Source organism: Novosphingobium sp. 32-60-15, assembly GCF_002280675.1.
Classification (GTDB): domain Bacteria; phylum Pseudomonadota; class Alphaproteobacteria; order Sphingomonadales; family Sphingomonadaceae; genus Novosphingobium.
In genome coordinates this window covers 63,385-85,765 of the sequence record NZ_NCEN01000014.1, presented here as the reverse complement: position 1 = coordinate 85,765, position 22,381 = coordinate 63,385, and the positions used below count along the sequence as shown (strand labels likewise).

14 protein-coding genes are annotated in these 22,381 nt (G+C 56.3%); 8 read left to right on the top strand and 6 right to left on the bottom strand.

Annotated features, from left to right (window positions below):
* The coding region (locus tag B7Y89_RS11705) for a UDP binding domain-containing protein (protein WP_292938682.1) at positions 1–286 on the top strand (286 nt) is incomplete at its 5' end.
* On the opposite strand, the gene B7Y89_RS11700 is transcribed toward B7Y89_RS11705, so the two are convergent.
* The 4 genes from B7Y89_RS11700 to B7Y89_RS11685 all read right to left on the bottom strand — a co-directional run bounded on the left by B7Y89_RS11700 (position 283) and on the right by B7Y89_RS11685 (position 9,398).
* Positions 283–3,186 carry a glycosyltransferase gene (locus B7Y89_RS11700; protein ID WP_292938681.1) on the bottom strand — a complete coding sequence of 968 codons (2,904 nt, stop codon included), beginning with the start codon at positions 3,184–3,186 and terminating at the stop codon, positions 283–285. The two genes, B7Y89_RS11705 and B7Y89_RS11700, sit on opposite strands and share 4 nt — an antisense overlap.
* 173 nt (positions 3,187–3,359) lie before the next feature.
* Entirely contained in the window at positions 3,360–4,493 is a 1,134-nt protein-coding gene (locus tag B7Y89_RS11695; RefSeq protein ID WP_292938680.1) for an acyltransferase, read from the bottom strand.
* 28 nt (positions 4,494–4,521) lie between these two features.
* Complete coding sequence (locus B7Y89_RS11690) at positions 4,522–6,342, bottom strand: ABC transporter ATP-binding protein (protein ID WP_292938679.1); 1,821 nt, start codon at positions 6,340–6,342, stop codon at positions 4,522–4,524.
* Positions 6,321–9,398: a trifunctional glycosyltransferase/class I SAM-dependent methyltransferase/polysaccharide deacetylase gene (locus B7Y89_RS11685; protein WP_292938678.1), complete on the bottom strand. Its 3,078-nt coding sequence runs from the start codon at positions 9,396–9,398 to the stop codon at positions 6,321–6,323. Before B7Y89_RS11685 ends, B7Y89_RS11690 begins: the two co-directional genes overlap by 22 nt.
* 361 nt (positions 9,399–9,759) lie before the next feature.
* On the opposite strand from B7Y89_RS11685, the gene B7Y89_RS11680 reads away from it, so the two are divergent.
* The gene (locus B7Y89_RS11680; RefSeq protein WP_292938677.1) at positions 9,760–10,887 is read left to right on the top strand and encodes a glycosyltransferase; all 1,128 of its coding nucleotides are present in this window, start codon (positions 9,760–9,762) and stop codon (positions 10,885–10,887) included.
* Here B7Y89_RS11680 and B7Y89_RS11675 read toward each other — a convergent pair.
* The gene (locus B7Y89_RS11675) at positions 10,884–12,245 is read right to left on the bottom strand and encodes a glycosyltransferase (protein WP_292938676.1); all 1,362 of its coding nucleotides are present in this window, start codon (positions 12,243–12,245) and stop codon (positions 10,884–10,886) included. The two genes, B7Y89_RS11680 and B7Y89_RS11675, sit on opposite strands and share 4 nt — an antisense overlap.
* Positions 12,246–12,255: 10 nt before the next feature.
* Between B7Y89_RS11675 and B7Y89_RS11670 the strand changes: the two genes are divergently transcribed.
* Both B7Y89_RS11670 and B7Y89_RS11665 read left to right on the top strand, forming a co-directional pair.
* Positions 12,256–13,518, top strand: a complete 1,263-nt coding sequence (locus B7Y89_RS11670; protein ID WP_292938675.1) for a glycosyltransferase family 2 protein — start codon at positions 12,256–12,258, stop codon at positions 13,516–13,518.
* Positions 13,519–13,541: 23 nt separating this feature from the next.
* Positions 13,542–14,453: a glycoside hydrolase family 16 protein gene (locus B7Y89_RS11665; protein ID WP_292938674.1), complete on the top strand. Its 912-nt coding sequence runs from the start codon at positions 13,542–13,544 to the stop codon at positions 14,451–14,453.
* On the opposite strand, the gene B7Y89_RS11660 is transcribed toward B7Y89_RS11665, so the two are convergent.
* Positions 14,405–16,639, bottom strand: a complete 2,235-nt coding sequence (locus B7Y89_RS11660; protein WP_292938673.1) for a glycosyltransferase — start codon at positions 16,637–16,639, stop codon at positions 14,405–14,407. The two genes, B7Y89_RS11665 and B7Y89_RS11660, sit on opposite strands and share 49 nt — an antisense overlap.
* A gap of 117 nt (positions 16,640–16,756) precedes the next feature.
* On the opposite strand from B7Y89_RS11660, the gene B7Y89_RS11655 reads away from it, so the two are divergent.
* The 4 genes from B7Y89_RS11655 to B7Y89_RS11640 all read left to right on the top strand — a co-directional run bounded on the left by B7Y89_RS11655 (position 16,757) and on the right by B7Y89_RS11640 (position 21,966).
* On the top strand, positions 16,757–17,593 hold the full coding sequence (locus B7Y89_RS11655; RefSeq protein ID WP_292938672.1) for a metallophosphoesterase family protein: 837 nt from the start codon (positions 16,757–16,759) through the stop codon (positions 17,591–17,593).
* Positions 17,594–17,679: 86 nt separating this feature from the next.
* A complete protein-coding gene (locus B7Y89_RS11650) occupies positions 17,680–18,243 on the top strand; it encodes a polysaccharide biosynthesis/export family protein (protein WP_292938671.1) in 564 nt (187 codons plus the stop codon).
* Positions 18,244–18,399: 156 nt separating this feature from the next.
* Entirely contained in the window at positions 18,400–19,581 is a 1,182-nt protein-coding gene (locus tag B7Y89_RS11645; protein WP_292938670.1) for an O-antigen ligase family protein, read from the top strand.
* Positions 19,582–19,743: 162 nt separating this feature from the next.
* Positions 19,744–21,966: a fused MFS/spermidine synthase gene (locus tag B7Y89_RS11640; RefSeq protein WP_292938669.1), complete on the top strand. Its 2,223-nt coding sequence runs from the start codon at positions 19,744–19,746 to the stop codon at positions 21,964–21,966.
* Positions 21,967–22,381: the final 415 nt, after the last annotated feature.

The following is a 22,381-nucleotide window of genomic DNA, read 5'->3' as shown; positions in this document are numbered from 1 at the left end:
GACCCTGCTCGATGCAGGCGCTCAAGTCGTCGCCTATGACCCCGAAGGTATGGAAGCGGCCGCCGCGATCCTGCCGGGCGTGACGATGGTCGAAAACACTTATGACGCAATCGAAGGCGCCGATGCGGTCGTCCTCGTCACTGAATGGGACGCCTTCCGCGCGCTCGATTTCAACCGGGTCAAACGCTTGGCCAAAGCCCCGGTCATCGTCGACTTGCGCAACGTCTACGATCCCGCCGAACTGCGCGCCGCCGGCTTTGCATACACCAGCGTGGGCAGACCTTAACTTGGTGCGATGATGGTGAGCATGGCCTGTTGCACGTTTTCAGCAGCCATATCGATGCGGGGTGTTGCCGCTTCACGGCCGCTCAGTGTGGCAATGCCACCATCGTCAAGGAAGCAGCGGTAAAAGCCTGCGGCGTGTAGGATTTCAGCGATGCGATGGTCGATCATGCCCATGGGCGGTGCCACCGACCGGACGGTCAAGCCGGTCAAAGCCTCAAGCTTCAGGCGTGTTTCAATCGCAACCTGCAAAAGCTCGGGCGACAAGAGCGTGTCCGCCGCACGGCCATCCAGCCTGCTGCCGATGCTTAAACCAAGTGAGACCCATTCCTTGATGGTCGCTTCGGTTCCTGCAACATGCAACAGTTCATCAGGCGTAGCAAAGACGTGTGGCTGAAAGCCGTTGCGGCGCATGATTGGCCAACACTGGTCGATAAATGCGTGGTCCAAAGTATCAAAGGTAAGCATCAGCGGACGGCCATGCAGATTGCCGCTATAGCGGGCCGCACGCTCCCATTCATCCATGCGCAATGAGCGGAAGCCATGTCTGCGCAAAAGCCGCAAATGGGCATCAAACGCTTCGGCAGAGAGCCCGAAAACCTCGTCCGCTGCGGTCACCTCGCCAGTATTAAGGCCATGGAACAACAGCACAGGAATTTGGTTCGTGCGGAGCAGTTTGGAGTCGCTACGTGATAAGATTGCGCCATCCCAGACCACATCACCAGCGACGGGGTCTGTCAGTTCGCAGCCCAGCGGCATGGTTTCGATGACTGCCGCCGGGGCAATGGCACCGGCTACAGGTTCCTCTGCTTTTTCAAACAGATCGATCCGGTACAGGTCGGTGATTATAGCACGCACATGGCGCAGGCCGGGCGCTGCGTTAAAGATTTCGAAGATTTTATCGCCGCCAGCGGTGCCATCCCAATCGAACGCAGTTCGATCAGGCCTTTCCCCGATCAGAAAGGCGTGGGCGTGAACGAACTGGCCATTCTGGTTCAGGGCTGCTGCAATGTTGTCTGCAAGCTTTTCAAGCGCCGCAACCGAAGGCGCAAAGTACAGCATTTCAGAGCAAGTGATCAGGTCATAGCGCCCTGCGATGCCATCGCGGAAGACATCTGTCTGGACAAAATTGACGCTGCCTCGTCCGGCTACCCGCTGCTTTGCGCGTTCAATCGCGCGCTCTGAAATGTCCAACGCCGTGACCGAGCCGAAGTGGGATGCAAGATCGATGGTGAAATGGCCCTCAGCACAGGCGATCTCCAAGGCTTTGCCAGCTGCATTTGGCCTGATCAGCGACGACGTGCGCTGATATTTGACCTGCTCGTAGGCGCTATCATAGCGCCACGGATTGGCCTGTTCAAAGAACGCGTCCCACTCTTCCGGAGAGGAGCGGGAATCAGGATGGGCTGCTGCCGATAACGCAGGGCTGACTGGTGGCGGCGGAACATCGCGCGCTTGCAAGTCGGCCTCGATCTTGCGGACACTTGCCCCTAACGTCCCTGCAGGTCGGGCAGCGTCGTACGCCGGGAAAATGCGTTTCACCACGCGCCGCGCCAATGCCATGTACCGTGCAAGCGGCTTTGATATGCGGGGCGGGATCAATGGCGTTCGCGCAAGTTTGGCCAACAATCGGCGCTTGATGCTATGCCAGATGATCCTGCGCACATCCACGCCAGCAAGGCCGCCAAGAAGCGGGCCTTCAAAGCTGAACCATGTGATGGGTCGCAAATAGGGAACTTGGAAGACAATCATGTCGGCAAGGGTTTGTGGCTGGAAACCGCGCCACAACATGGCAGGGCTTAACGGCACACCCAGTACCAGGCCCAGATCGATTTGGCCTTTGAGGCGGCCATGACGTGCGGTTTGCAATTGCAAGTCGCGCGCAATCGGCACCACAACATCATCGTGGCCCACATGCCGGGCCAATTGCCCAAGCACTTGTTCAACGCGTTCGTGCAGTCCTTGCCAGCGCTGGACAAGGCCAGACAGCCCCGTGCCACTGCCAATGACCATACCGTTGAACAGCCGCAGCGCCAGTTCGTCCTTCTGGTACCGGCAATCGACTTCTGGGCCAAGGTCGTTGAAGGCGTTCGGCACATCGCGCCCTTGGCCAATCGCAACGCCTGCGCTCCACATCCAATTGCGCAAGGCAAGATCGGCAACGGGGAAAGAGCGCATATCAAAGTGTTCAAGTCCAAGGGCGGGGTTTGCCTGAACCGCACGCGCGCGCTCCAGCATGGTTCGCGCATCGCGCACCATCATGTGCGTGTCGCGGGTCAAAGAATCAGCCGACGACCAGTAGTCTGCCAGAACGCGCCGCGTTACGGCAAAACGGCTGCCGTCCTGCGCCAGCCTTAGCCACAGGTCCCAATCCTCGTTTGTCTGCAAGGTTTCGTCAAAGCCCCCACACTTCACCACACGCTCACGCCGGACAATGAAGCTGTGGATTGCGCCGGGCGGCCCCGCCGCGCACACAGCCAAGCTATCCTTATCAAGCGGAAGCGGCGCAAACCTGTCACAAACGCGGCCAAGTTCGTCCAACCGGCGGTAACCGCACGCGATAATGTCGGCTTCCGGATAGCGCGCCGCCACTCGTAACATATGCGATAGAAACGTCGGTGCAATCGTATCGTCCGCATCCAGAAACAGCAACCATTCGCCATCCGCCTTGGCCAGCGCGGCATTGCGCGCCTTTGATGGCCCACCGTGCGGAAGATCAAGCGCAACAACGCGGCTATCAGCAGCAGCGGCTTGGCAGGCGATTTCATATGTTCCGTCGGTCGCGCCATCGCATGCCACGATGATCCGCCAATTGGTGTGGTACTGCGCATAGACGCTGGCCAGCGTACGCGACAGGGTTGCTGCATTGCGAAATGCAGGGATGATGATGGTAACCGCGCTCATCCAGCACTGCGACCGGTGCGGTCACATCGCGGCGCGGAAGGCACAAACATTGTCATTAAACGTGGTGCCTCCCAAAATACGCGGTAACTGATTACTTGGACGTGGACGTCTTGCCCGGCGAATGTAGCATCTTTAGCAAGTAGGTCAGAAATTTCCGTTAATAAAACATATGGTTATGACGTGCCGCTGGTGATGTTTGTCTGCGTCACCGGTCTTTCCTTCTGCGGATAGGAATAACGCTGGCGCATGCGGTTGATGGGTTCTTCAAACCACTTCCACGAAAAGTGCGCGGCGATCCACGAAATGACAAGCAGCGAGACTGTCAAAAGCACGCCGTAATCAACTGGCATCCGGCCCCACAATCGTGCCGCCAATCCTTCGTATGCAGACAAAATATACTGGTGATACAGGTATATACCGTAGCTAATGACGCCCATGTAGCGGAGCGGTGCAAGGTTCAGGACATACCCTGTCATGCCAGTCCAGCCAGAGTAAGCGCGGTATACGACGAGCATGAAAAACACGTTGAGCATTTCGTGGGCATAGGGGGCCAGTTCCCATCCAAAGTCTGCTTGGCCGACCATTAACGGCACGGTCATGATGACAACGGCCAAGCCAACCCACCACACATGCCGCGCAAATCGCGCTATTGGCCAGCGGCGCTCTACACCTATCGCCAAAAGCGCGCCAAAGCCCAATGAATCGAGCGAGGCGGGAATTGAGGTCAATAAAATGGGTTGCGGCAGCGGCAAGACTTCAAGCCAGGCTGTGAACGAAAACGCAATCAACCCCAGCGTGATTGCCAGAAGGCTTCGGGGGCCGCACAGCAATATCACGAATGGCCACACCAGATAGAATTGCCACTCCATGCTCAGGCTCCACAGATGCCCGACCGGAGAGGTGTATTCAGCCTGCTGGTCGAACCCGAACAACACATTCGTCAATTGCGCCATATGCCACGGCATTTCCGCGCGGATCGTTCGCAGATCAATGATCCACGCTCCGAAAAGCGCCAGATAGTAAGCGGGCAGTAGCCGTAGCGCACGTTTGGCAAAAAAGCTCTTCAGCGGAGCCGCCAGCCCATCATCGCGCGCTTCACGCAGCTTCTTTATATCAAGCAACTGCCCCGTGATGAGGAAGCCGCTGATCACGAAGAAGATATAGACGCCGTATGCGCCAAATTCGAAGAACGCGAATTCGCCGATGGCATATTCCGGGGTGATGGTGTGTGAAAAGATCACAGCCATGACCGCAAAGGCACGAAGCGTATCGATCTGTCCGGCGCGGGCCGCTGGCGCCATGCTCATGGCTGATTACCCCTTTGAAACACCATGATCAGGCCAGTTCTATCCGGTGATGCGGCGGGATTGTGATGTCGATGCGGTGGCCAATCATGATCACGGTCCGGCCTGCCATCCGCCGCGCAATGCCAGCGATGATGGCTTCGCTTGACGCGATATCCAAGGCGCTGGTGGCTTCATCAAGGATCAGAATTTGCGGATCGGTGATCATGGCGCGGGCAATGCCGACGCGCTGGCGCTGACCACCAGACAGATTGAGGCCGCGTTCGCCCAAACGGGTCTGCACACCCTCGGTCAAAGCGGCGAGCACCGGGGTAAGGCCAGCCACGTCAATAGCCTCTGCCAGCTCCGCATCGCTGGCATCTGCCCGCCCGATCAGGATGTTTTCGGCAAGCGTGCCGTCAATCAGTTCAACGTCCTGGCCACTGACAGCAAGCGTGGCGCGCCACTCATCGATATCAATATCATCAAGCAGTTGGCCATCAACGGTAATCGTGCCCTGCGATGGCTGCAGGAAACCCAGCAGCAAGTTGACCAGCGTAGATTTGCCCGTGCCGCTGGGGCCATCAATCAAGGTCCAAGTCCCGGCGGGGATGATCGCGCTGATATTGTTCAGCGCCGGAGCAGGGCGATCAGGATAACGGAAGGTCACGCTGTTCAAGGCGATGCCCTTGCGCATTCCGGTAAACGGCGTGGACGATGCGTTTTGGCGTTTAGGCGGGGCCATGGCGACAAGTTCGGTCACTGCGCGAATGGGGGCGAGCATCACAGCCAGCCGCAAACGGTGCGTATCAAATGCCGCCACATAAGGCTGCATGCGATAGAGCAGCGCGACCGATGCCAGGATCACCGAAAAACCAAGGCCTTGATAAAGCGCCACCAGCGTGATCAGAACCAGCAGCAACAGAGACGTTACCTGATTGCCAGACTCCCCCACGCTCGCCAAAAGATCGCTGCGGTTTGAAGAGCGGTGCAGCTTTGCCGATTGCGCAGAAAACAGCTTCATCTGTGCCTTGGTGCCGCTGAAAGCCCGCACCGCGCGCATGGATTGCAGGGCGCGCAACGTCAGGACGCTTACTTGCCGTGATGCATCGGCGACTTCTTCTCCAGCTGCCTCGGCTGCCTTTTCAACAGGCTTTAGCGCTAGTGAAAGCAGGATCGTCCCGCAAATGGCAACAACGCCGATTGCAGGTGCTACCATCATCAACGCCAGTCCCATCAACAGTGCGATGACGCCGCTGAGCACCATGTTGGCCAGGGCATCGGTCGCCTCGGCAATGCGCCAGCTCTGGTGATTGACCACTACCAGCATATCGCCGAACGAACGCCGCTGCATTGCCTCCATTGGCATATGCAACAGGCTGCGAAACAGTGATGTGCGCACCTGATGCGATATGCGGCCCTCAACCAATGTGGTGACCACATCATTGGCCACGATCACGGAAATGCGCAGCGCCATCATTGCAGCGGCAAGCACCGCCAGAACCCAGATTTCACCACCGGTCCATTGCAGGATGGTATCTGCCATCCGGTCAAATGTGTCATCACCCAGAAAGCCGCGATTGGCCTCGCCCCTGAGCAAGCTGGAGAGCAGCAGCAAGACGACGCCAATGCCCATGCCCTCAGCTGCCGCCGCAAGCAGGCCCAAACCGACAATCGTCGGAAAGGCCCACAGCATGCCGTGCCAAAACGGCGCGACCAAGCGGAGGATGGCCAATACACCGCCAACACTGATCGAAGCGCTTTCCCGATCATCAAATTCATCGAATGCGTCAAAAGCGTCAAGTGTGGCCGCAGGGGCCACCGAGCCTTCGCCATTCAGCGCCACAGGCGTCATGCCAAGCTCGACTGCCACTTGCGCCCGGTTTGCAAATCCATCTGCGTGACGTTGGCGATGAATTCATCCAACCCTTCCAGCCCGTTAACATCAACCCGGGGCATGCGCATCGGATCGTCCAACATCGTGGCGACGCCCGATCTGGTACCGAAACCAATTTTGTAGCCAGCGTGTTCAAACGCGCGGCAAGCCGCCATGTCCTCAATGCCATAGGGATAAATCACCGTTTCCGGCAAAATCCCTGTCGCCTTTCTGATGGCCTCACGCGATTGGATGGCTTCGCGGTACAATTCATGGCCGGTCAGGGCATTGACCGGTGAATGGCTGGCGGAATGACTGGCAATAATCGCGCCTTCGCGGGCTACCTGGGCCACTTCATCCCAGTTCATCAGCGGCGCAGGCTCACCAAAGCGGCGATCCCATTGTGCGGCACCGCCGATATGGTCGGTGACAATCGCAACCGTTGCAGGGATGCCGAACTTGCCAAGGATCGGCCAGGCCGCCGTGGCAAAGTCACGATAGCCATCGTCGAAAGTCAGCATCACCGGGCGACCGGCAATCGCCCGCCGTTCACGGATTGCGCAAAGCCATTCGTCAGGCGTGATCCCGTGATAGCCATTTTGCCGCAGCCAGCGCATTTGCGCCTCAAACATGGCGGGAGCAACGCGGTATTGGGCAAGGCTTTGCGGCCCATCGTCGGCCTCGGCAATCCGGTGATACATCAGCACAGGCACGGCCAGCGCGCGCTCATGTTCAACTTCTGACCAGGTTGCTTTTGTCCCGCCCCAAACCACATGGAATGCATATTCGCGCGCAGGCGCGCTGCCCATTTCTTCCTGCCGGACGTCTTTGACCACCAGTGTTTGCGTTCGGCGGTAGCGTTGAACACGGTAAAGCTCGCACTCGATCTCAGCCTCAAGCTGAAGCTCGCCTGTAGCCAGCAACGCTTCGGTAATCGATTTCGCCCCGAAAACGCCGCCCCAATCGAATCCCGACCGGTCACGTTCTTCGGTCACTTCGATGATATGGGCGGTTACCAGAACGCCATCCGGCGTCAGATGTGTGGCGATATTGCGCGCGATCTGGTCCAGCTTCTCGCGGGTTCCGGCTTCGTACAAAACCTCGCTGCAGACGATCAGATCGAACATCCCGGGCAGGGGATTGTTGAAGAAATCCAGTTGATCAAACTTGACGTGTTCGTGCCCGGATGCGCGGCATCGCGCTGCGGCGCGGCCAATTGCGGTGCGCGAGATATCGGTCGCCAGCAGATCGTCTACAACAGCGGCTAGCTGCGCGGTGAAATGACCTTCGGCACAGGCAAGCTCAATTGCGCGCAGCGGCTTGTCACGCGGTATCAAATCCAGCGTCTGCTCATATTTGCGCTGCTCGTATGGGCTATCATAAGCCCAAGGGTTTTCGGTTTCAAAAACCTGATCCCAATAGGCGACAGAGTTCACCTCGACGTCATTGTTCCATTCCTGCGCCGGCCTTTCCACCGGCGCAGCTTCGGGAACATCGGCGATGGCGATCTTGGCCTCGGCCTCAAACTTGGAAAGCGCCAAATCCCATGCCGCTGTATCAGCAGGCGCATAAGACATCTGCGCGTCCACCATCTTGCCAAGGCCCAGCACCAACGCGGCGCGTGAACGTTGTTTCAGCGATCCTACGGTGGTCTGCGGACGGGCCGCCATCGTCTTGACGCCCCACCCGCGTGAACGGGCAAGCTCCCGGCCAGCATGCCATGCCAGGCCCGCAAGTTTTTTGGGCGCCATTGACCGGATAACTTGTCGGCGATGTTGCCAGTACGGCGCGGTTTTGCGAATGGCATCAGCGATGACCGATGGTGGAACGGTTGCTGCTGCAGGGATTGCGACCAGGCCAAGCGGTTGTGAACCATCGAAGACATCGGCCAGAACAATGTCACATGCGCCGGGATCAATCGCATACAAAGGCTCTGCAATATCGATCTTGCAGGCAAATATCGCGCTTGAATGGAATTGCGCCAGCCATTTGTCCGGGCCAAAAATCAGGCGCAATTGGCAGGCTTGCGCCATATCGACGGGACGTTCCCGCCCCAGTTTTTGCGCCAACCGTTCCCAGAACAGCTTCACACGCGGGCCAAGCTCGGCCCAGTCCTTGGCCAAAGCTGTGACTTCGACACATCGGGCAAACGCCATCGCGCCGCTCATCGAACCGGCGGCATCGTCAGGGTAAAGGAACGCATCGCCAATATCGGGGACCAGTTCAAGAAATGCGACCGGATCAAGGTCAAGCGCCACCGCATTGCCCGCGCACATGATGATCCAATCGAGCAGCATTGTCAGCCGGTCTTCCAGGGGTAAGCCGTTGGCATAGCGCAGGTCAGATGATGGAACGCGCGGATCGGCAGCAAACATGCGTTCAATAACGATCACGCCGTCGCTTGCCAAAGCCTCAACCTTGCGTCGCGACAGCGAATTGGGGCGGGTGACATAGAAGGCAAGAATTTCCCGGATGCCCCGAAACTGGGCGCCGGTGCGGGCGATACGCTGCCACAGGTCCCAGTCTTCGTTAATGACCAACGCTTCGTCAAATGTGCCTGCCGCCCGCAGGATATCGGCACGGGTCAAAGCGCAGTGGACAGACAGCACACAGTTCCGTGCAAGCGCGCCAAAAGGATCGCTAAGGTCTGGAACCCTTTGTTCTTCCTGTAGTTTATTATTGGCATCCACAAGCGCGAAATCGCAATATACCACGCCAACTTCGGGGTGCGCCGTACGGATGTCCAACAGCGATTGGAGGAATGACGGCGCAAACCAGTCATCAGCATCAAGGAAGCCGATCCAGTCGCCTTTCGCTTCACGCAATCCGGTGTTCCGGGCAGCCGAAGCACCAAGGTTCGCTTGGCTGAACACGCGAATCCGCGGGTCTTTGGCGGCGCATTCGTTAGCCAATGCAAGCGTCGCGTCGGTTGAGCCGTCGTTGACGACGACCAGTTCCCAATCAGCAAACGTCTGGTTGGACATGCTGGCGATTGCCGCGCGCAAAGATGCTTCTGCTTGGAACGCGGGCATGATTATCGAAACAGTCGGCATAAAGCCTTTCGCAACGCGCAGTGGCAAAGCCACGTTCAAAGAAGCCTAGACATGCACTTGCAGCTAAATATCGGTGATATTTAGCGGAAAAGCTGGATTTACCTTTGGCGCTATGCGGGCGTTCCCTCAAGATGCATGCAGGATTTAATGCGTCTGAATTGGGCGGTTCTTTGCCAATATAGGGGTCAAATCCGTTCCAATTTCGATGGATATGACTGCCATCTGTAGGCACCCGTTGTCCGGTGTATTCACAATCTGAAACAAAAAAGTCTCAAGGTCGGATTGTCGTCATGATCGGCGCGGTCGCAGATGGGACGTTTCCCCCCGCGCAATCCCATAATTTTCGCGTTCAGGAGGCTTTTTGAAGATCGTCTATTTCGTCCACGATGTTCATGACGCTGCGGTTGAGCGGCGGGTTCGCATGTTCAACGCTTCTGGTGCCACTACCACTGTGCTGGGATTTAGACGGCGTGATCAGCCACTTACGCAATTACTTGGCGCACAAGTGATTGATCTTGGCAAAACCGAAGACGGCAAAATGGCCCAACGTGTCGGCGCGGTTTTCGCCAACTTGCTGCGGCCAGGCCCGATCCTTGAAGCGGCAAAGGGGGCTGACGTCATCATCGGGCGCAATCTTGAAGCCTTTGCCTTGGCGGCGCGCGCCCGTGCAGCAGCACCGCAGGCCCGCCTGGTCTATGAGTGCCTCGACATTCACCGGTTGTTACTTGGCTCGTCACTACCGGCAAAAGCCGTTCAAGCAGTTCAGGCGCGATTGTTGAAGAACGCTGATCTGGTGCTGACATCCTCGCCCGCATTTGAGCGCGAGTACTTCCGGCCAAGCGTGCCCCGATTGCCGCCGGTCTATCTCATCGAAAACAAGGTTCTGGCTTTGGATGCATCGGCGGTTCCACCGTCAGGTCAGGGTACAGTAGCCAGTCCACCGGGGCCGCCATGGATAATCGGCTGGTTTGGCATGCTGCGCTGCAAGCGTACTTTTGATATCTTGGCAGATCTTGTCCGCCAAAATGAGGGCCGGATCAAAGTGGTGATTGCCGGTCGCCCGTCGCCCGCAGAATTCACAGATTTTGCAGCGATGGTTGCCAAAGTGCCGGGATTCACCTTCCTCGGGCCCTATGTCACATCCGACCTGCCGCACTTGTACGCACAATGCCACTTCGCGTGGGCCATCGACTTCTTCGAAGAGGGCCTCAATTCAAGCTGGCTCCTGCCCAACCGCATCTACGAAGCGATGGCATATGGCGCGGTGCCCATTGCTTTGCGCTCGGTTGAGACGGGGCGCTGGCTAGAGCGCCATCAATCCGGCGTTACTCTTGATGACGAGCTTAAGGAAATCACAAAGCAAGTCGTCATGTTGGAAGCCTCACAGTACCTAGCCCTTAAGGCATCAGTTGACAGCGTGCCGCGCGCGGCAATTTTTGCAACGCAAGTTGACTGTGATGCATTGCGCCAAGTGCTACTTGAACCTTAAACTGATCGAGCAAGAATGGAATCGGCAACAAGCGTGGTCCATCGCACAGCAAACGTTGTCGGGTCATGTTTCTCGCGAACAACTGCCGCACCATGCGTGGCAGCAGCGTCAATGATTTCGTTATAGTTTGAAGGATTTTGTAGAATCAGTACAAGTTCTGCTTCATTTTCGATTAATAATGGGTATTCACCAATATCAATCCCTTCGAACGTAACACTATTGCCTATTACAGCTGCGCCATTCGCAAATGCTTCCAGGACTTTTGTCTTTAGCCCACCGGCCAGGTATGATGGCGATAGCAGTATGCTACCATCCTGATAAATGTCATCGATGGTTTCGGCGTACCCGGGCATGGTAACGTGGGCAGGAAGGCTCAGTTTTCGTTGCTGATCTCCATAAATAACAAGGGGCGTAGTTATTTTATGGCGCTGCCAAATATCGATCAGCGCATCAATCGTAAGCTCATTTTGCCGCAGGGCATCACTTCCTACAAACACAAACCGAAGCTTGTCTTTTCCGATCGACCGCGGCTCTCTGGCAACCTTCACAGGAGGCGCAATTCCAACCACTTTTTTGCAATTTTTTATTCGAGCCGAAAGCACCGCTGCGTCGGCTGTGGATATCAGCACAACGACGTCGCTTGCGGTCACGATATCGCGCTCAATGACACGAAGAGCGTTGCGCTCGTATCGCAAGATGCTGCGCGCAACCGTCCGTGATTGAAGAAGCCATTCTACAATTCTTGGCATCTGCTTCTTCATATAGCCGGTTGACGGGGCCTGATTAAGTTCAAGCAAAAGCCCCATTCTGCGTGACATAAGATCATCTAGATCGGTCACAATTGCCAATTGTGGCCGGGCAGATTTCAAGCGATGCAGGAATGGCAGGCATCTGATGCCGTCGATATAAACAGCCTCGACGTCATGTTTAATCTCAGCAATGACCCGATCAATCTCTTGCCTATTAGAGTAGAGCAAGCATTGTAAGGGCAGTATTTGACCGCGAAAAGCGTGCCTTATGAATGCGGTTCCCGCTCTTGCGGCACGTCCAACCGTCATCTTTGATGTCAGCGATTGTAGGATGCTCTCTCTAACTTCGAAGCGGCTCTGCAAAGCCTGACGCACCGCCCGGGAAACCTGTATTCGGCCAAAAGATCGATCACCGTCAATTGGTCTGGTCCATATTGCATGGATTGCAGGTTTGCGGCCCAGCGGGGCAAAAGGTTCGCCACGTAAAAATGGCGTCATGTTTTGTTCGAAGAAAAAAAAGTTTGCACCATCCAGTGGTGTGTCGCGTAAAAATTCATAATCATCCCTGAATGGGTTTGTTAACTTTTGCGTGATAATTTTCCTTACCATTAATGTTGTTTTGGCAGGGTTTTTTTTGATCGAGAATGCACGTTGTCGCGGTCAAAAAATGATTAGACTTTCTGAGCCAAAAGCAGTGCATTCACGTCACTGCTTTCATGGCTTTTCAATGCACCGATGGTTGGTAAACGTGTTCACAGGTCTCATGCGAACTCTCCCGACAGTCCATCACCAAGGGCTTCACCAGCTTCAATTCGGGGTATCCTGCGTGCCCCGGACCGATATTACATCGGCCAATGTCACTTGCGGATGCTCTTTTGGCGGCGTTGATGGGGCAGGGGCGTTTGGCATGACCGGACAGGCTTTGATTGTCATTCCCTGCCTTAACGAGGCGGCACACCTTCCCGCGCTTTTGCAACAGTTTAGAACTGACAACCCCGGTGCTTTGATTGTCGTGGCCGATGGCGGCAGTACAGATGGTAGCCGCCAGATTGTTGCACAGCTTGGCGAAGTGGATGCACGGATCGTTCTGATGGATAATCCCGACCGCATTCAAAGTGCCGGGATCAATCGGGCAATTGCCCAGTTTGGCGATGGTCACATGTGGTTGGCCCGCATTGATGCCCACTGCGCCTACCCTCCCGGTTATGTGGAGCAATTGGTAGCAGCGGGGGTTTCGCGGAACGCGGTGTCGGTTGTCGTGCCGATGTTCACCACAGGCAAGAGCTGTTTCCAGAAAGCTGCCGCCGCTGCGCAAAATTCGGTCATCGGAACCGGAGGGTCAGCGCATCGATCGCAAGGGGGCGGGGCCTATGTCGATCACGGCCATCACGCGCTGATGCGGATTGACGCTTTTCGTGGTGCCGGCGGATACAATCTGGCGATGTCTCACAACGAAGATGCTGAATTGGATCACCGGCTGTCGCAGCTTGGCAAAATATGGTTGGAGCCGGGCTGCACGATAACCTATTATCCACGTGCAACACCAACTGCGCTTTGGCGGCAGTACCGAAACTACGGCAAGGGGCGCGCGCAGACGCTGCAACTGCACAAGATGCGCCCGAAATTGCGCCAAATGGTACCATTGTTGGTGCCAATAGCCCTCTTTGTGGCACTCGCCGCGCCCATATTTCCGCTCCTCGCATTGCCCTTGCTGGCTTGGGCGTTGCTAAGCATCATAGCGGGCGCGCTTATCGGATGGCGAAAGCGCTCCCGGTGCGCTGCTCTATCAGGATTGGCGGCAATGATTATGCATATGGCATGGGGACTTGGCTTCTTAGGGCAGACAGTAGTGGGCCAACCCCCAGCACCTGTAACGACCTAAAAGGCGTGACAAGGACACGAAAAATGCAACTGCTCATTTCAGCGTTTGTCGCAGGCGCGGCCGCTTTGGTGGTTGCCACCAACGCATTGGATTTAAGTGACAAACCGGAATCAGGGCCACCCAGAAGCCACGTTTTTACGCCTTCTTTTGAAGATGATTTCAACGGTGCGCAGGTTGATCAAAGCAAATGGATATTTGCGTTTTACGATCCCGCAAAGGAAACGCCAACCGTTGCAAAGCGCAACTTGTGGGGAAATAGTGAGCGGCAAGTCTATATGGACCGCGACTATCTCGGCCTCGGGATCGATCCCTTCAGCGTACAAGGCGGCGCGCTAACGATTTCAGCCAAGCCGCTTGCACCTGCACAACGGGCTCTGGTCGTCAGCGAAGTGGCGCGGCAACCCCGCGAAATTGCCAATTCGCCGCTCAAAAATGTCACGTACAGTTCCGGCATGATCTCGTCGCGTGGACGCTTTAGCCAGATGTATGGCTACTTTGAAGTTCGCGCGCGCTGGACAGGTGGGAAGGGCGTCTGGCCTGCGTTCTGGCTATTGCCGGAAAAGGGCGGCTGGCCGCCAGAAATTGACGTAATGGAAGCTCATGGTGACAAGCCGGGGGTCACGTTCCAGACCCTGCATTCGCGTTTCCCTACAAAGGAAACCCGAACAATCCGGCTGCCTGCTGATGATGGCGAATTCCATACATACGGCACGCTCTGGCTTGCAGATAAAATCAGCTTCTACGTCGACGACAAACTGACCGGGAGCGAGGCAACGCCGGCAGATATGCACCAGCCAATGTATGTCTTGGCAAACCTGGCGATTGGCGGGAATTGGCCGGGCGATCCTGACGCGGCCACTCCGTTTCCTGCCAAAATGGAAATCGATTACGTTAGAGCATGGTCGGTAAAAGGCACGCCCACATCGGTCCGCTGAGTGAGCCACTCGCTGAATTCGGCGAAGGCATTCTTGGGCCCAAAATTTTGCGAAGCGGCTTCCCAAGCCCTGGCTGCAAGATGCGCACGAGCTTTGTCATCTTGCAAAAGCGAGATGACGGATTTGGCGAATTGCTGAGGCTCATCTGCAAGCAGCACAGCGTTCTTAAGAAGGTTCGTCACACCTTGCAATGTTACGCTGGTGACGACAGTTGCCTTGCCATGAGCCAAGGCTTCTATCAATTTGATTTTAAGGCCAGATCCTTGCAATAATGGCGAAATCACGACGCCTGCTTCGGCGTAAAGCGGCGCCAGATCATCCACAAGGCCAAGGATACGTATGCCCGAGTTATGAACTGTGATGGCGTCGGCCACTTTTCCGGCAACGAGCAGAACCGCATCCGGGCAAGCTGTCTGGATAGATGGCCAGACGGTTTCAATAAACCAGTTCAGCCCGTGGACGTTTGGTGCGGTATTGCTGCCAACAAACAGAATGACATTTGACGTACCGGGCTGGGGAGCCATTACGATTTTGGCTGCCATCGGTGCAAGAATCGGAACGGTATCGGAGACATGCAAGCGAACGAAATCGGCCTCGTCCTGCTGAATGGCAATGACCGCGTTTGCCTTCATTAGTCCCGCGACTTCGGTGCTTTGATCAATAGCTGCTACGCTGTCCTTTTGTCCTGCTGCTGCAAATTGTTCGTCGCGTGCGCTGAACCTGTCATGCATGATTATGGCGCTACGCACCGCAGGTTCCATGACATAGGGCAAGGCTTCGGCTTGGAAAAAATAGTCGAGGAGCACAGCGCGCGGCGGTTCAGCGCCTCGGGCATATTGGGCCACATACAATCGATCTTGAAGTGTCCATGGTGTTGAAATGGCATAAGGCGCCTTTCGTTCTGTAAGCCATCCACGCTGTAGGCCTGCCCGCTTCGCAATACGCGAGGCGACGCCATGCAACGCGCGTAGCCAGATCGTCGGACTATATGCGACTCGCCAGGCACCAAACCTTAAAGATTCCCTAATATGGATTGACGAAAAAACATCCATTTCAGGTCTAAGTTTGATAAACGGCGTCCGGCCAAACAAGCTCGGGGATGGTTGGACCAAATGGGGTTCCAACCCGGCATCGCGCACTGCCTGGGCCAAGGCGAGCAAATAAGCAGAGCTGCCATTTGTGGCGCCAACCAATCGCTGGCGGCTAATAAATATAACGTCTGCTTTGCCGGAATGGCGTGGGTCCCTGCTGGGAAATTTCGGCGTAAATCGCTGCAACTTGGCCATAATGGGCTGGCGAAACAGCAGCAACGCTTGGGGCGTGGTGATTGCAGTTGTGAGAACGTCGCCATAGCGTTTGGCTTTGATTGCATCGATAATGTGGACGAAAGCTCGCGCCACGCGGATTGAACCGCTGCGTCGTACCCACGCGCTGCGCACTGCACCTGGTTGGCTGTCGAAGGCTGGCTCCACACGGTCAATCGCCTCCACCATTTTATCGGCGTTGGCAGGTGAAAGCCGATGTGAAATGGATGCGCCGTGTTTGCGGTAAAAGTAGAAAGGCTCGGGCAATAGCCGATACTTAGCGCCTGCAAGAAGAGCGCGCACGATCAGGTCATCATCCTCGGCAATGCGCAGATTAGCATCATATTGCAGACCGCTGTGAACGAGCCAATCGCGGCGCCAGATCGGCTTCAGGAAGCCCAGATTAGGCGCTCTGCCATGCATTCTGGTCTGTTCAAGATAGTCGATAAGGCCGATCCACTGGGGACATTCAAGGCGGTCGCCATCAAGGAAACTTTGAGGCGAAGCGATTGCCTCATCGTCAAACAGAACGAGATTGTCTGCGATGATGTCTGCTCCGCTGGCTTTGGCCTCGGCAATCAGAATTGCGGAACGATCAGGGTGGAGCAGGTCATCATTATCAAGCACGGCGATCCATTCGCCTTTGGCCGCGGCCAATGCAGCATTGCGCGCGCCCGCCGGGCCGCTGTTGGATGTCAGGGCAATAAACCGAACACGGGGGTCTGATTGTGCCAATGCTCTTGCGATTTGCGGGCTGTCGTCGGTTGAACAATCATCGACAATGATCACTTCAACGTCGACGTTGCGCTGCGCCAAAGCGGATGCGACGGCCTTACCCAAAAAGCTGCTGCCGTTGTAATTGGCGATAATGAAGCTGATCACACTTATGCCTTTGCAACACCTGAGGGCAGGGCGTAGCTTATTGCGTTGCAACATTCACAAGTGTTTCGTCCGTTCGGGAGCATTCCATCCGTGGCCGTGACCGCACAGAGAGCACAGATGCCGAACAAAAGCTCGACCGCAGTCCCGGTGAGCGCGGATAAGCTGGCTTTGCCCAAGCGGCAAATCGTCGGAATGGCGCGCGCATCATTACCAAAAGAATCGCGGGTGTTTGCGATTGGCGATGTTCATGGCCGGTGGGATTTGCTTGCGGCGCTCATTCGGGCGATCGATGAAAAAGCGGCAAACCTGCCGCTCATGCCGACAAAGTTCGTTATTCTGGGCGATTTCATTGATCGGGGGCCGGACAGCGCCAAGATCATGGATCTGCTGATGCGGGCTTGCCAAAGTTACGATGCGTTTGTGGTGTTGAAGGGCAATCACGAAGCGTCATTGATTGCCGCGGCTCATGGGGATGCAGACGCCCAGCATTTGTGGCTGAAGCATGGTGGCCTTGCCACTTTGGAAAGCTTTGGCATTGCGCCCCCGCAGTCTGGCGAGGACCGGTTCCGGTTTGCTGAACGTCTTCAAAAGGGTATTGGGGTGGAGGCCCTTGAATGGCTGATGGAGTTGCCAACCTTCTTGTCTGAGCCGCCATTTTTCTTTTGTCATGCCGGCGTTCGCCCGGGAAGGTCGCTGCACCGCCAAAGCGAAGAGGATTTGCTCTGGATCCGCTCGGCATTCATGGAAAGCACGCGCGATCATGGCGCAATCATCATTCACGGACACAACGTGGTCGATGATGTCGAGGTTTGCAGCAACCGCATCAGTCTGGATACCGGCGCATATTACACCGGGGTTCTTTCGGCGGTCATGCTTGATCCAAAACAGAGTTTTATTTTCCGCGCAGGATTGAAGCCCAGCAAAGAGCCAATGCTGTTTCGGACATCGGTTTGATCCATTTAGGGTTGATTCCCAAACCTTCTCTTCCTTCCCCAAGGCAGACAAGCTAAGGCTCCGGCGGGTGGCATATGGAGCAACACATGTTCGTTCGCACGATTTTGGCCGCTTTAGTTTTCATCGGCGTTTGCAGCGGGTGCGTTGCGCAAACAGCGGCAAGCCCGACATCGGAGGCCGTTGCCGCTCCGGTTTATAAGCTGGATTCGGGCGATAAGGTCCGCGTGACCGTATATGGCGAACAGTCTATCAATGGCGAGTATTCGGTTGGCCCCAATGGGGACATCGCCTTTCCGCTTATCGGAAATGTCATCGCGAAGGGACACACGATTGATGAACTGAACGGCATGATCAGCCAAAAGCTTGCATCTGGCTATCTGCTCGATCCGCGCGTCACGATTGAGGTGCTCAGCTACCGCCCTTATTACATCCTCGGTGAAGTAAGCCGTCCCGGCCAGTATCCTTATGCCAGCGCTTTGTCGGTTGATCAGGCTATCGCAACAGCGGGCGGCTACACTTACCGTGCAAGCAAATCGAAAGTGTTTGTGCGCCGGGCTGGCGGGGCTGAAGAAGAATACAAGCTGGAAAAGGGCCGGCCTGTCTGGGTCAACCCCGGCGATACGATCCGCATTGGCGAGCGTTACTTTTGATCAAGTCAGCATTGTGAGTACCGTGGCGGGCGACATTTTATGACGCGTGCAGCGCGGCCTGTCGAAAGCCTTCAAGGCAGCATCGCCCGGCCCAGCTATCTGGCTGCGCGCACGAACCGGCTGGCCAATTTTGACGGTATATGGGTCGCGTTTGTGATGACGGCTATGCTGTTTGAGCAATTGCTGCGGTCTGTCACTGCGTTGGCGCTTGTGGTTGCTTTGCCTATCTATTTCTTGTTGCGCCCTGAACAGTTATCCAAAATTGGCTTGGCGGCGGGGGTGTTGGGCCTACTCCCGGCCTTTGCATTGCTCTCGGCATTTTGGTCGGCAGTTCCGCAAACAACGATTTATTACGGAACCGAATATCTCATCACGGTGCTAATAGGCATCGTGATTGGCGTTGCGCTGAATTCCCATCAGGCGTTGTTGGGTTTGTTCGTGGCGTTTGCCGCCCATGCCGTCGCCTCAATGTTGATCGGTGGATATACACTGGTTGGACGGGCGGGCAGCAGCGTAGTCGAACTGGCCTTCATCGGTATAATGGCCAGCAAAAATCAGGCCGCTGATGCTTCAGGCGTTGGCATGCTCATCGCAAGCGCGGTCGCTGTTTTTGCGGTTGGCTTTCGCCGCTATTTTCTCGCCCTTTGTGCGCTGATCGTGCTTGTAATTGATGTCTGGATGGTCCTCCGTGCTGACTCAACCGGCGCGCTGGTCGCCGCAATGTTGGCCGCCATGGCCATGATCGCGATGCAGTTCGGCCGCGTTTTAAGCGTTCAGGCGCGAACCATGTTGTTCATCACGATCACCACGACATTGTCTTTGGCTTTTGCCCTACGATCTTTTTGGTTTGATGCGGTTATGGGCAGCATCCTTAAAAGCGCGGGTAAAGATGCGACGCTTACCGGACGGACGTATATCTGGGAGCAAGCTTCGCGGTTGATTGAAGCAAATCCAGCATTCGGATTGGGGTATAATGCATTCTGGAATGTAGGTAATCCCGATGCTGAATTGATCTGGAAGTTTGGCGGGATCGCTGAAAAGCGGGGCTTCAACTTTCACAACTCGGCGACAGAGATATTGGTCCATCTCGGCTATGTCGGGTTCACGCTTTTTGCTGTGGTCATTGGTGCATTGGCATTGATTTTGGCGATCCGCGTTACCCGCCGTCCTGAGGCGTTTGGCACCTTCGCGGTGGCCTATCTGTTTTTCATGGGCATTCGCACCCCCGTGGAATCTTTCGGCCTCAACCCGTTCTCTTACGCCACGGCTCTGATCTTTGCGATTTTAAGCTTTGGTTTGAGGAATGAGCATCGCCGACGGGCCACAAGGAATCGCTGAGTCCTTCGTGCTTGTCGCAATTCGAGACTGCATGTTCCGGCCGTACCCCGTTCTTCGTTGATTGCGTTTGGTTAACCATATTTGGTTACAGCGCTGCGCGAGGGGCGGCAAATGAGGTTGTTCAATGCAACACGCTTTGCGCCGGATACAAGTCTTGGAGAAATGATGACTGCTCCCAGCGCGCGCGCAGTGTTTTTTGCGACCATCATTACCGGCAGTTTCCTGCTGTTTCTTGTGCAGCCGATGGTTGCCAGATTGGCGCTGCCGCTGGTTGGCGGGGCGCCCAGTGTATGGAACAGCGCGATGCTGACCTATCAGACGCTGCTGCTTGGCGGGTATGGCTATGCCTTGTGGCTGTCAAACAAGCCCTTGAAGCGCCAAGCCATGATCCACATCACGCTGCTGCTGCTGGCGGTGCTAACATTGCCGATCACGCTGCGCGAATGGGTGCCGACGCGCCAAGGCCTCGAAGTCCTTTTGATCCCGCTGCTGCTACTCGTTTCCATCGGGCCGGTGTTCGGATTGGTTTCCGCCCAAGCCCCCCTGATGCAACGTTGGTATGTTGCAGATCCCAAAGCGGGCGAGCCTTGGTGGCTGTATTCGATTTCCAATTTCGGCAGTTTTGCAGGCTTGCTAGCCTATCCGTTGCTGGTTGAACCGTTGTTCAGCACGCGTGCGCAAGTGTGGGCGTGGTCCATCGGCTTTTGCGGTCTGATTGCCTTGGTGTGCCTTGCTGCGTGGACGCGGCGGGACATCGTGGCAGTATCGGTCGCGCCTGTGACCAATGGAGCAGAAGAACAGGCCCCGATTGCGCGAAGCCGGATCGCGCTCTGGCTGGCGTTATCGGCTGTGCCATCGGGCCTGATGCTTTCCACCACGACGCATCTGACGACCGATATTGTCGCCATGCCGTTGCTCTGGGTCATTCCGCTGGCGCTCTATCTGCTCAGTTTCATCGTGGCCTTCGCAAGCCGTCAAACGGTGGCCAAGCTGGTCATAATTGTGACCCCAGTTATTATGCTGGTTGGCGCGCGCGTGATGATGAGTTCGACGCAGCAATCGTCAATCTTCCTGCTGGCGCTGACACTGGTTTTGCTTTTTGTAATTTGCACCGCGCTTCACAGCCGCCTTTACAGCCTGAGACCGCATTATAGCGCGCTGACAAAGTTCTATTTCATCATGTCTCTGGGCGGGGCGCTGGGCGGCGCATTCACCGCGCTTGTCGCACCGCTCGTGTTCAGTTGGACATGGGAACACCCCTTGCTACTGCTTGCATCGGCGCTGCTGATACCTTTGCCGGTGCTGGTTGATTGGCCCAAGCGCTTTGGCATCGATGCCGCGCGCGCGCGCATGTTGGCGATTGCTTTGGCTACGACCGGCCTGATCCTGGCCTTCGCGCCATTGAGCGCGGCAGTCCGGGATGGCCAGCTTGGCTTGCAAGTCGCCTTGATCGCTGTGATTGTGGTGATCAGCATTGCGTGTCTGGCGTGGCGGGCGTTGTTTGTCATGCTGCTGTGCGGCCTGGTTCTGGTCCAAGGCGGCTTTGACACAATCGTGTTCATGGCGCGATCTGACACCGAGCGCAGCTACTTCGGCGTTTACCGCATTCGCGATGACGAGGTGACCAAGACGCGCAATCTGTTGCATGGCACCACCATTCATGGCGTCCAATCGCTTGATCCGGCCCGGCGCCGCACACCGCTATCGTATTATGGTGCCAATTCGGGGGCAGGATTGGTCCTGGCCAAGACCGAGGCGATGTTTGGCCAGAACGCGCGGGTGGGCGTTGTCGGTTTGGGCGGAGGCACTCTGGCCTGCTATAGCCGCCCCGGACAAGTATGGACGTTCTTCGAAATTGACCCGGTCGTGTGGGACTATTCGCGCGATGGCACGTTCACCTTCCTGCGCGATTGCACGCCAGACGCCAAAGTGATCATCGGCGATGCGCGGCTTGAACTGGCCAAGCTGCCAAAGGCCGGGTTTGATGTCTTGGCTGTCGATGCGTTCTCGTCCGATTCCATCCCGCTGCATCTGTTAACCGATGAAGCGCTCGGCATTTATACAAACTCTCTGGCCGATAACGGGGTGCTGCTGATCCACATTTCAAACCGTTTCATGAGGCTTGAACCAGCCATCGCGGCACTTGCGCAAAAGCGCGGGCTTTCAGCGCTTCACCTGATTGACCGGCCCGCCAAGGATGCGCTGACAAGGGCATCGCAATGGGTCGTTCTGGCGCGCGATCCGGCAACATTGGCCAAGCTGGGCGGAAGTAAGGGCGACAAACGCTGGCAACCGCTGATGAAGCCACAAGGTCCGGCATGGACTGACGATCACGCCTCAATCCTGCCTTACATACTGTGGCAACAACTGCTTGCGGCTCCTTAAGGCCAAAAGGACGCCGCAGTTTGTCATCAAGCTGTCAGCCGCCTTTGTGAGAACGCCGCAGCACATGATATTTCACCCTGGCGCTCTAAATGCCGCCACTACAGCCAGCGGTAAGGGTGCCATTCATTGCGCCGCCTGTGCAGCAAGATTTCGGCGGGGTGCTTCAAAAATACGCTGACTTTATAAACCGGTAAATCGCCGAAAACGGCGCCCCGCTTTGTCGGACTATTTGGTGGATTGTCCAAAATCGTCGAAGGTCAGCGTTTGAGCGTACGCATTTCGTTGCCGATGTGCATACTTCCTGCCGGGCTTTTGGGCTGCGTGGCAATGGCGGCCAACAAACTCACAATCCTCGGCGGCCCTTTGCGAGTCTAAACCCCATTCAGTATCAGCCTTCACGCTAATCCCTGCCTTA